At 43.3% G+C, this 12,268-nt stretch carries 7 protein-coding genes; all 7 read left to right on the top strand.

Annotated features, from left to right (window positions below; genetic code table 11):
- The first annotated feature begins 1 nt into the window (after window position 1).
- The 7 genes from HMPREF0868_RS06635 to HMPREF0868_RS06605 all read left to right on the top strand — a co-directional run bounded on the left by HMPREF0868_RS06635 (window position 2) and on the right by HMPREF0868_RS06605 (window position 12,053).
- Window positions 2-2,263: a DUF5696 domain-containing protein gene (locus HMPREF0868_RS06635; RefSeq protein WP_012993962.1), complete on the top strand. Its 2,262-nt coding sequence runs from the start codon at window positions 2-4 to the stop codon at window positions 2,261-2,263.
- A 2-nt stretch (window positions 2,264-2,265) separates the two neighbouring features.
- The gene (locus tag HMPREF0868_RS06630; protein WP_012993961.1) at window positions 2,266-3,240 is read left to right on the top strand and encodes a carbohydrate ABC transporter permease; all 975 of its coding nucleotides are present in this window, start codon (window positions 2,266-2,268) and stop codon (window positions 3,238-3,240) included.
- Between the two features lie 4 nt (window positions 3,241-3,244).
- Window positions 3,245-4,216, top strand: coding sequence for a carbohydrate ABC transporter permease (locus tag HMPREF0868_RS06625; protein WP_012993960.1), 972 nt, complete (start codon window positions 3,245-3,247; stop codon window positions 4,214-4,216).
- Window positions 4,217-4,419: 203 nt separating this feature from the next.
- Entirely contained in the window at window positions 4,420-5,790 is a 1,371-nt protein-coding gene (locus tag HMPREF0868_RS06620; protein WP_012993959.1) for an ABC transporter substrate-binding protein, read from the top strand.
- A 21-nt stretch (window positions 5,791-5,811) separates the two neighbouring features.
- Complete coding sequence (locus tag HMPREF0868_RS06615; RefSeq protein WP_012993958.1) at window positions 5,812-9,822, top strand: carbohydrate binding domain-containing protein; 4,011 nt, start codon at window positions 5,812-5,814, stop codon at window positions 9,820-9,822.
- Window positions 9,823-10,017: 195 nt separating this feature from the next.
- The gene (locus HMPREF0868_RS06610) at window positions 10,018-10,854 is read left to right on the top strand and encodes a hypothetical protein (RefSeq protein ID WP_012993957.1); all 837 of its coding nucleotides are present in this window, start codon (window positions 10,018-10,020) and stop codon (window positions 10,852-10,854) included.
- A gap of 14 nt (window positions 10,855-10,868) precedes the next feature.
- The gene (locus tag HMPREF0868_RS06605; protein ID WP_012993956.1) at window positions 10,869-12,053 is read left to right on the top strand and encodes a M20 metallopeptidase family protein; all 1,185 of its coding nucleotides are present in this window, start codon (window positions 10,869-10,871) and stop codon (window positions 12,051-12,053) included.
- Window positions 12,054-12,268 lie beyond the last annotated feature (215 nt).

Below are 12,268 nucleotides of genomic sequence, written 5' to 3'. Positions count from 1 at the left end.
TATGAAACATAGAAAAAATATTATCCGTTTAAGCGTTTTGCTGATATTGACAGTGTTTTTGACTACAGGTTCTAGTTGCCGTTCAACAGTGGCCAAACAGAAGGTGGGGATGGCTTACGATTCATCTGAACAAGTTGCCAAATCTTGTGTGCCAAGTGCAAGTGAGGCTGTTGTTGCTTCCCAGACGGCAACGGCCGGTAACAAAGCGGCCCTGAGTTTAAAAAATGATTCTTTGGAACTTCATCTGACTCCAGATGGTAAAAATTTTTATTTGCGAGACTTTGCTAATGGTAGTGAGTATTTTTCTTCTATAACTGATGAAAATATGGCCGGACTTAAAGGAGTAATGAAATTAAAGCTGAAATCAATAATTTCCGGTTCTTATTACGATCGCAAAATGAACAAAGAAACGGAGTTTTACAGTGCCGCTGAAAATGTTCAGATAAAAACTGAGCTGACTAAAAAGGACGGCCGTGATTTGCTCCGTTTGCGTTCCTCTCTTCCAGTTGGGTTGAGTTTCGCCATGGATATTGAACTTGTACGAGATCGTCTGTTAGTACGAATTGATCGCACTTCAATTAATGAAAATGATCGGTTTGTATTTAAAAAATTCACTTTGATGCCAAACTTATTTGTCGCCGATTCGAGAGATAACGGATATTTTTTGTTGCCAGACGGCTGCGGCGGATTGTTACGTTTTAATAATGGCCGCAAAGGTATTTATAATGAGCCTGTTTATGGTATAAACCGCGCCTTTGTCTATCCCGCCTACGCTGGAAGACGTGAAAAAATTTATTTGCCGGTTTACGGTATGGAGAGAAATGGCGACACTGCTTTGGCTGTGATCAGCCAAGGAGCCGGTTGTGCCGAAATTTTTGCTTCTACCGCCGGGAACAGAAGTAAATTCAATCAAGCCTATGCCGACTTTGTTGTTCGGGCGTCGGACAAACAATATATAACACCGGATAGTTTTCAAACGATTTTGGAAAGAAGCTTGAATTTGAGCTCAGATTTAGAAATAACCGTTTTGTTTTGTCCACGAAAAGGTGGTTACCCAGCTATGGCCAAACGATTAAAAAACGAGATTGATCCCAGCAGTAGAAAAACAGCTATTACGAATCCGATTTTAATCAGCATTTATGGTGGCGTCGCGACAAAAGGAACCGTACTTGGCGTGCCATTGTATGAAAAAATTGAAAAAATTTCTTTGCCGAATGCAGTAAATGAGATAGTTGATAATTTTACTGATTGGTCAGGATGCCGCCCTCAGCTCAGGCTGGCTGCTTGGGATAAAAATACAATTCTTGGGTATTCGGCAGGGGAGTTTTGCCCGATTCAACCGCAGAGAGAAATGAAAAAATTTTTAGCTGACTTAAAACTAAAACAAATAAATACCTATATGTCGTTGCCACTACTTTATTTTTCCCGTTCAGGCCGAGGCATAAGAATCAAAGGTGATGCTATTCGCAATTTGGCGAATGAGCCGTCCAAACAATATGAGTATTATCGAGCAAGTAGTGTGGCAAGGCAAGATAAAAGCGAAAAATATTTGCTGAATGCCGCGAAACTAGAGGCAAGAATGGCAATTTTGCAAAAATCTTTGGATAAATGGAAGGTTGACGGTATAGCGAGTGAAGATCTGGGTGGCATGGCTTATTCTGACTATCGGAAAGACTACACCATAGACCGAGACAGGGGAATTTCTTATTTCCAAAATGAGTTGACCAAGCTGAGTGAAAAACAAAAACTGGCGGTTGCCGGCGGTTGCTATTATAGTATTGCTGCCGCAGATCTAATATACGATGTGCCGATTAGCGGAAGTCATTATGAGATAATGGATGATGAGGTTCCGTTTTACCAGATGGTATTGAGCGGAATAAGGGCTTATTGTGGGCCGAGCATAAATCAAGTCGGCAATCGTAAAAAAGTTATTTTGCAGGCGTTAGAAACCGGTTCTTGTTTACAATATTCTTTGGCTGGAGAAATCAGCCGCCCGGATTATGTAACCGTGAAAGAATTATTGTATGGTGGCAATTGGTTGACCTGTCGGAAGCAAATAAAGGATGAACTTAGTCGATACGGGCGTGATTTACAACGTGTAGCAGGCGTTCAGATAGATAATCATGAGATTTTGCCCTCAGGTCTGCATCGGACGACTTTTGCCGGTGGTGTGGTTGTTCTCGTCAACTATACTGACAAAATCATAAACTGGGGAACGCGTGAATTCGCTCCTTTAAGTTATGTTATAGAAGGAGGGAAGTAGCTATGAAATTTGTGCGTGTTTTTAAAACTACCAGGTATGAAAGTGAAAACCGGCCACGGAGACATTTTATCTGCTTACGATGTGAACACAGTAAAAAACTTTCTTTTACCCGGCGTCAGGCAAGAACGGGATTAAAATTTTGTCTACCGTTCCTCTTGGGATTTATATTATTTTTTTTCTTACCGATGGTTCAGTCAATAACTTACGCTTTTTCGGCTTTGCGTATAACAGAAAATGGCATGAAGCTTAAATTTGTCGGCCTTAAGAATTTTACTGATGCCCTCTTGGCCGATCCGAGATATATTAGGTCAATATTAGATAGTTTCGGCAATATGATAGCCCAAACTATCCTTATTTTGCTTTTGTCCCTATTTTTGGCTGTGATTCTGAACCATAAATTTCGCGGAAGTACAATTGCCGGCCTTATATTTTTCTTACCGGTTATCATTATGTCAGGCGCAGTTATAGAAATTTTAACTACTGATTATTTATCAAATCAAATTATGGGCAATCAGGCCGAGAGGGGCTTATTTTACGGCCGTGGCAGCTACGATTTGCTCCTGACGATGGGAATACCGTATAAAATCTTGGAAACGGTAATGCCTTATGTGTATGAAATATTTAATCTTGTCTGGCATACCGGCGTTCAGATCCTAATATTTATGGCCGGTCTGAAAGCTATACCTGATCAGCTCTATGAAAGTGCGAAAATAGACGGCTGCACGGCTTGGGAGTCATTTTGGAAAATTACTTTTCCATTGCTTACCCCCATGCTGCTTATGAACACTGTGTACAGTATTATTGACTATTGCACGAGCAGTCGCAACTCAGTCATTCAACTGGTCACTAAGCAGACATCCGAGATGAATTTTGGCTATGCAGCTGGACTGACGTGGATGTATTTGCTCTTAGTGATCATATTTATCGCTTTAGTTTACCGCTTTGTCAGCCGTAGGACAATTTACATGGAGGGATAGATTTATGGCAATAAATAAAGTGCCGTGGCAAACATATTTTGCGTTCAATAAATCGTTTAAACTGGCAGAGACGATTTTCCGGAGCTTACTGCTGACCGGGTTAAGTGTGATCATTTTATATCCACTTTTTTATAGTATAAGTATTGCTTTCAGACCGGCGGCCGAGTTATATGATCCATTGGTTGTTTTGATCCCTAAAACCATTGTCCTGACTAATTTGCGCAATGCCATTCGCTATCTTGACTATCGTGAGGCCTTGGTTAATTCTCTGCTACTGGTTGTCATATCAACACTTTTGCAAGTGTCATCCTGCGCGATGGCCGGATATGGATTATCCCGCTTCCGTTTTCGAGCCGCTAAATTGATTTTTTTGCTGGTGATAATTACGATGATTGTGCCGCCGCAAACGGTTCTGATTCCGACCTTCGTTAATTTCCGCTTTTTTAATCCGCTCGGGCTGGTGAGTTTGTACAATTATCTGACCGGCAGCCATATAAATATCAATTTGGTTAATACGCCCCTGGCCTTTTATTTGCCAGCTATGCTTGGTAACGGTATCCGTTCTGGGGTGATAATATTTATTTTTCGTCAGTTTTTTCGCGGTTTGCCGAAAGAACTCGAAGAAGCCGCATATCTTGACGGTTGTGGGCCGTTTAGAACTTTTGCACGAATCATTTTGCCGAATGCCGGCGGGGCGGTTTTAATTACGGTTTTGGTTTCGTTTGTATGGTATTGGAACGACTTTGTTTATACTACATCATTGTTGAATAACTATAAAACAGTGATGAATCAATTATATGCCTTAAAAAATCATATATCTCATATTATGCAATATGATGTTGGGGCAAATCCGCAGGAGGGGATTTTGATTCTGCAGGCAGGCGTACTTTTATCTGTATTGCCGCCCCTGATCTTGTATCTTTTGTTGCACAAAAAATTTAAAAACAGTGTGGATAGATCAGGCTTGGTTGGTTGAACGTAATCGCTTATTCGACTCAAATAAGCAAATCTGAATCCGGATCAAAAATCAAAATTTAAGAATAACTGGTAAAAAAAAAGGACTGTTTAGTTAGTCCACACAAAACTACAATTAATATATAGGGTAACAACCATGCAATATCACAAATCATATAAACAGTAGATGAAAATGCGAGATTCGGCTTGAAAGGAGCGTATGACATGAATAAAAAACAATTTTTAGCTTTCGGATTGGCTTCGCTACTCTGTCTCAATGCAGCCTGCAGCGGCAACAGCGGCAACAACGGTAATGCTGCTGGTAATTCTCAAAAATCAACACAAACCACTAGTGAACGGAAGTATGTTGATGGCACACGTATTGATGTTACGGGTATGCCGGAGGGGAAGTTGGAAGATGACACGGTGACGGTCTATTGCTGGGGCGAATATGTGCCGAAATTTAAGACTGATTGGGAAGGTTACCGTTTTCAAGATTATTATAAAGGCAAAGTTAAGGTAATAGTATCATCCGGGGATTATTACGAAAATCTGTATAAACTGATTGCTGCCGGTGATATTCCGGACATTGTTATCGGCGATGCCCAAAGTTTCCCGCAATTAATCACCAAGGATTTGGTTCAGCCCTGGGATGAATATGTGAATTTTTCTGACCCGGTATGGGAAAAGACGGGAGCTATGGCTGATATCAGAAAGATGACCTATAACGGAAAAATTTACAATATTACGCATAAGGCACATAATCTCGGTGTTTTGTTTTATAACAAGAGGTTGATTTCCGAGGCTGGTCTGACCGATCCTATGGAGCTTCAGGCAAAAGGAGAATGGACTTGGGATAAATTCCGCGAATATTTGGCGGAGACCACAACGGACAGTAATGGTGACGGAGTGACCGATATTTACGGCTTGGTAAATACGGGGGACTTTCTTACGGCCATTTTTGCCAGCACGGGAGATCTTTATATAGAATATGCCGATGGTAAATATACCAATAATATTAAAAGCGAAAAGATTCAGGATGCGGCCAATTTCGTTTATGGTATCGGGCCGAATGGCGACAAGTTGGTAAGTTTGGGAAATGCGACATCGGAATTCCAAGCCGGCAAGGCTGCGTTCGTTTACACCAATGATTATCGGGGCTATGTTGACTATGCTGACCTTTGGAAAACTGACGGTATAGGAATAGTACCACTGCCCAAATATCCAAAGGCGGATAAGCAATATCAAGGCTCGCTGACGGATCATTTTTGGTTAATGAAGGGAGCTAAAAATCCAAAAGGAGCTGCGCTTCTGGTTCTGGCTGAGCAATATGACAAGATGTTGAATGTTGACCCGGATGCGGCGGATGCCCGGGAAGCTGCGATTAAGCAATGGCAGTCACACGGCTTTACAAAAGAAGCGGCCGCAGCGGTGGTAGATATTCAGAATATGCCGAGCAAAATATTGTGGACGAGAAATATAACTTTGCCGGATGGCTATGTTGAATTCAAGGCTATGGACACGCCGTGGATTACTTTGGCGGATACGGTAAGTGGATCCATTGACCAAGCTATTGCGGCCTTAAAGAAAAAATAAGCTTGTCAGGAGGGCAGTGAGGTGAATAAATTAATTAAGCATCTTAGCGTCTTGTCGGCTTGGGGTTTAAGTGCGATTATGCTTTTGACAGCATTGCCATTGCAACAGACGAATTGCATTGCTTTTTCCGGGTCGGCGACAGCTGATGAGGTGGCCGGTGATTTGCCACGTGGGAGCTCGATACATGGCGGTTCGTTACCTGCCGAAGCGATAGTTGAGGCCAAAGGATTTAATCTTTTGGAAAATCCGGGAATGGAAAAAGATGCCAGTGGGTGGGGCAGAAATGAAACTCTGGTAACTATTAACACCGAAGTTGGATTTACACACAGCGGAGAAAAAAGCTTTATGGTGGCAGCTGGAGCAGACAAGGAGGCTTTTGCTTATACGATCACGCCGGAAAACTTGACTTACAATCGACAGGCCTCTTTCACCGCTGGAATGTGGGTGTATCTAAGCATGGAAGAGGATGCCGATAAGGTTACGATTCACCTCGAACGCCCAGATTCTCCGCTCGGCACAATTACTGCTCATCCTAGGCCGCAAAGAGGTTGGCAAAAAGTTTCAGTTGATGGAGATGCTTCAAGCAAGGTTTTGCGCCATGCAGTTAAATTTACGGTTTCTCCTGGCAACAAAGGCGCTATTTATTTTGATGACGCGTATTTTTACTGCTCTGACCTGACTGGGTTCAGCCTTATCCGTAATCCCCGTTTTGAGAAAGGAAAGGAAGCTTGGGGCGGTGAGTTTGAGGTCACTACGGTGGAAAAACACGACGGGAGTAATTCTGCCTTACTCAGAGGCCCCCGCGATATTTTCCAAGCCAGTGGATGGTGGTTAAACCGAGAAATAATACAGACTGACAAAGATTTATATTTGTCTGCTTGGGTCAAAAGTGGCGGAAATTCCGGTTCCTGCAAATTACGGGCGGAAATTAAGAAAGCAGGCGTGCCCGACCAAAACATCGAATCAGATACTGTTGCGGCAACGCAAACATCTTGGCAAGAAATAACAGTTAAAATTCCGGCAAATATTCCGCGTGACGAGATTCTGTTCCATTGCACCACAGAAGGTACGGCAAGTTTGTTTTATGTGGATACGGTCACTTTAGCTACGCGAGAAAGTTTTACTCCGGCACAGTCAAGCGCGATTTTACGTAACTCCAGCTTGGAAAATTTGAACGCTGATGGCTCAATAACGGATTGGGATGTGTGGCCGGGCAACCCGCAAGAAGGCGTTAAGCAAGCAAGATCAGTTACCGGGAAGGCACACAGCGGAAAAAGATCTCTACTTATCGAGCCTGTGGCAGGCAACAATCATGCAGTGTATCAATATTGCATAGATAAAACTAAATTCGATTTTAATGAAAGCTACACGGCCTCAGTTTGGGTGAATTTAGAAAACGTTAAGACTGATAATCTGAGTTTAGGCATAAAGCGGCGGGCAGATGATGGCAAAGAGTACAATGTTTACAAAAATATCGATCAAACTGCCGGTAAAGGCTGGGCTAAGGTGGAACTTGATGTACCTGGGATAACCGACAAACAAATTAAACAGTATGATGTAATAGTAGATATAGGCAAAGGTTCAGGAAAAATATATTTAGACGATTTCGATTTAACCAAATCTGATACACCTAAGCGATCCGTGAAGCTACCTGAGTCGAGCCATGATAAAGACAACGTTTTGCGTAACCCGGGGCTGGAAACTTTGAATGATGACGGCTCGGTGCGCGATTGGGATGTGTGGCCAGGGAATCCTAGCGAAGGTGAAAGACGTTATAAATCGGTTACCGCTCCGATCCATGGAGGGAAACGTGCCATTATGATTGAGCAGGTACCGGATAATAAGCAGGCCATATACCAATATTGTGTTGACGCTTCGGCGTTTGATTTTACTGCAAGCTACATGGTTTCTGTTTGGTTGAAAGCCGAAAATCTGACTTCAGGCAGAATCACGCTAGGGATCAAACGCAAAGACGCTTTGGGGCATGAGTACAACTTATCTACTCAAGTAGCAGAAAGCGGCGACATTGGTTGGAAAGAAATTAAATTGGCGGCCCCAGGTATCGAAGGAGCTAATATTGGACAATATGATGTGATTGTTGATGTGCCAGCGGGCAAGGGCAAAGTATATTTAGATGATTTCAAATTAAGCAAAGTTTCTTTACCTAAAGTAAAGGCTTCTGATTTGATTGATAAAATTCATTTTAGTAATGATGAGTATGCTTCAGAGGCCCATTCGGCAGGGACAGAGAGTCGCCTGAGCGATTCAATCTTGCGTAACGCCGGTTTAGAGATCATTAATCCTGATGGTTCAGTACGCGACTGGGATGTATGGCCGGGCAAACCGGAAGAAGGAACACGACGGTTTAAATCGGTAATGAACCCGGTACACAGCGGGCGACGATCCTTACTGATTGAGCCGGTCGCCGAAAATAAACATGCTGTATACCAGTATTGTATAAATCCCTCATTTTTCGATTTCAATGCTAGCTATATCGCTTCAGTTTGGCTCAAAACGGTAGACCTACAAGTCGATGAATTGACGTTGGGTGTCAAACGGAAGAATGCTGCCGGCGAAGAAAATAATTATTATTTAGATATAAAACGTCCGGCAAACGCCGATTGGTTTAAGGTCGAAATTCCCGTCCCTGGCATCAGTGACACGGATATAGTTCAGTATGATGTTATTGTGGACATCGGCCGTGGCAGAGGAAAAATTTACTTGGATGATTTTGACTTGCGTCCGGCTGATATCGGAAAGCAGCCTTTTGCCGTAAAACAGCTGAAAAAAACTGTCTCATCAGCACAGAATGGCGACTTGTTGCGCAATGCTGGTTTAGAGATTCTTAATGCTGACGGTACAATACGTGATTGGGATGTTTGGCCGGGAAATCCTAAAGAAGGTGTACGTATGTCCAAGGTGGTAACCGATCAACATCATAGTGGAACCAGATCTTTGCTGATTGAACCGGTCTCCGGAAATAAACATGCGGTGTATCAATATTGTACAGATCATGCAAAATTTGACTTCAATGCCAGCTATGTAGCTTCTGTATGGGCGAAGCTGGAAAATGTAAAGGTAAGCGAACTGACACTTGGTGTTAAAAGGAAAACTGAAGACGGCAAAGAAAGCAATATTTATACTAAAATTAAGCAGGCAGACACGAACGGCTGGGTTAATTTTAAAGTCGAGGCCCCTGGCATAAGCGATAAAAAAATAGTTCAATATGATGTTATCGTGGATATAGGGGAAGGTTCCGGTAAGATTTATTTGGACGATTTTTCTTTAAAGGCGGCCAACTTGCCGAAAAAATCAATCAAAGACGGTAAGAATGGTGCCGGTATTCTACGCAACCCAAGTTTGGAAAATTTAAATCCTGACGGTTCGATTTTGGACTGGGACGTTTGGCCGGGCAAACCGGAAGAAGGGAAAAGAAATTACGAAGTTTGTTCGGATGCTCATAGCGGTGAACACGCGGTTAAAATTAATCTGGAATTTTCCAATGCGCAAGCGATATATCAATACTGCGTTGAGCCAGATAAATTTGATTTTAATGCCGACTATATTCTTTCGGTGTTCATGAAAATGGATAAGGTGTCTATATATGATGGGAGTGGGATAAGTTTGGGCGTAAAGCGGACGGATAGTCAAGGAAATATTCATGTTACTAAAACCAATATACCGGCTAGTAGTATTGGTGACTGGAAACAATTCAAATTGGACGTACCCGCTTTTGACGGCATCAAAATTGTTCAATATGATGTAATTGTTGATATTGGAGCTGGAAAAGGCTCAGTTTATTTAGATGATTTCGACCTTAAACCAGCAGATTTAGCCAATCTGCCGAATCCTAATGTAAAAAAAGATACGGCCGAAAACAATAAAAAGTTGGATTTGAAACCCGTCAAGGTTCAGACCCGAGAAGGTCACAGCTATGCGACGCTGACGTGGTGGCTAGTGTCGGCCGGCTTGGCCGTTCTGATATTGGGCGGCGCGGCTATTTATCTTAGAAAGAGTTTAAAGGCTAAGTAGTTAATTTGACTAGGCGATAAGTAAAGATCGTAGATTTTATCGGCAAAAGTTTTATGAGTGTCTGTCTCAGTGTTTGTTGTATCTGAGTCGACACTCATTTTCTTTCATTATAGGGTAGGATTATGAATTGCTTGAGCAAGCAAAATAGCATAAAATATATGCATTACTGCATTAAATGGAATCTAGGTGAATAGAGTGGAGACAAACATAGTTAAGTGCGATGACGGGTACCAGCTTGAGCGGCAGGGACAGCCTGTGGCCAAAATTACGACCTACCGCAACCCGTATCACCTGCAAAACTGCTATTTGAAATTTGACCAAGCTGAAATAACCGCTTGGGAAAAGGCCTACCAGGCGCAGCATGAACAGCATGAAGGCGAAGAATCGTTTGACTTATTTCGCTACATAGCGACGGCGGAGAACAGCCCGTTGCAGGTTATGCTATCTTCCGGGGAAAAAGAAAAAGCTGAATTTTTGGCGGCGCATGGATTCAATAAGCTTAGGATGTGCTATGAATTGAGCGTGAAGCAAAGTGACCTGAAGCCGGCGTGCCAACGTGAGAGAACCGGGAGGACTGGGAGAACCCGGGAAACAGGGAGAATCGAGAGAGCCGAGAGTGAACGTGTTGCTATTAAGCGGGCGATAGCGGGTGAAACTGCTTATGCGGCGTGTGGAGAGCTGCTGTACGAGTATTATCGTGCCACCCACGCACCGATAAGCCCTTTAACGGTAAGTTTGGAACAGTTTATCGAAGATTTGCCGCTTGAGGTTTTTTATAGCAGCACAGACGGGCAAGTAAGTCAGGCAGCTTTTGTTGAAGAAAATGAGATCGCCTATGTTTGTTCGCGTGACATGGATAAGTTTACCTCTTTTGCGCAAAATCTGGTGGACAAGCTCTTCAATAGTTATCAAAGTATCTTTTTTGAGGCGGATGATGTCGACCCGGCCGGAATGGCGTTGAAGGGGCTTTTTGCGGTTGCCGAGCAGGAAACATTCGATACCTGGGTTTATCGTGTTGCAAAATTAAATTGATAAGGTGGAAAAATATGGATTTTTGGACCAGTTCTAAAGAAATTAAAGATTATATGCTGGACATTCGCCGGCGGATTCATCGCAATCCCGAAATTGGTTTTAACCTGAGCAATACCACTGAAATCGTCAAGGAAGAGCTACGAAAACTTGGCATAGCTTACCAGTCGCCGATTGAAAATTCAGTATTAGCAACTTTGGGGCAGGGTGATAAGGTAATTTTGTTGCGCGCGGACATGGATGCATTACCGATAGTTGAAGAGACTGATTTAAGTTTCAAGTCTAATAATGGTTGTGGCCACATGTGCGGCCATGATTTTCATGTGGCGATGTTGTTGGGGACGGCAAAACTGCTTAAGAAAATTGAAGCTGATTTAGACGGGGTGGTAAAACTCATGTTTCAGCCGGCAGAGGAGATTTTGCAAGGAGCGGAAAAGATGATTGCGGCGGGGGTATTGGAAAATCCCCGGGTCGATCGGGCGATTATGTTGCACATGGATACGACACGTGAGGTCGGCATTTATGCCAAGCCTGGCCCGATGGCCACGTCGAATAACAATTTCCGTATAACGGTTAAAGGATCATCCTGTCATGGTGCTATGCCGGAAAAAGGTGTTGACGCAGCTTTGGTTGCCGCCCAAATTGTGAATGCTCTCCAAACCGTAGTGGCTCGGGAACTTCCTTTTACTCAGGGTGCGGTGCTTACCACGGGACATATTCAAGCTGGTTCGGCTCCAAACATAATTCCGGGGGTGGCGGTAGTCGAGGGAACAACCAGAACTTACCACGCAGAGAGTAAAAGGCATATTCGGGTCAGGCTACCGGAAATCGCGGAATATATTGCCAAGGCTTATCGCGCTGAAGCTGAGGTCAAGATCCTCTCGGATGTGCCGGCACTTGTGAATGTTGTCGATTTTTATGCGGAAGCGGTGCGGTGCTTACGGCAAGTTAAGGCGGAAAATCCGGAATTTGCCATGTTCGAAGATTGCGAAGCGGTAACGGCGAGTGATGATTTTGCCAACATCGCCAAGGTCGTACCGTCTTTGATGCTAATGGTAGGCTGCCGGCCGACAAGTGGTGAGGCTTATCCGTTACATAACGGTAAAGCGATTTTTAATGAGGACGCCATTGTATACGGGCCGGCTGTATTGGCTACATTGGCTTATGGTTATTTGGGGAATTTGCCTCATCGTCTGGCGTAGCGGAGCTCGACTTCTTGGGCGTTGCGTCAGCCGGGTGAAGCGGTTTGCGTGTCCAAAATACTACATTCATCAATATGACCAATAGAATGACTAAACCCAGCGCGACAAAAAAGCCGATGTCGAGTCCGAGCCATTCATCCGTTCCAAATAAAGCCAACCATATTTTTTTAAAATTCATATATATTCTCCTATGTGTTTTAGTAAGGCATCTCTAC

Origin of the sequence: Mageeibacillus indolicus UPII9-5 (assembly GCF_000025225.2) — a bacterium.
GTDB lineage: Bacteria > Bacillota > Clostridia > Saccharofermentanales > Fastidiosipilaceae > Mageeibacillus > Mageeibacillus indolicus.
The sequence above is the reverse complement of the archived record's forward strand: the minus strand, read 5'-3'. Positions and strand labels throughout refer to the sequence as shown.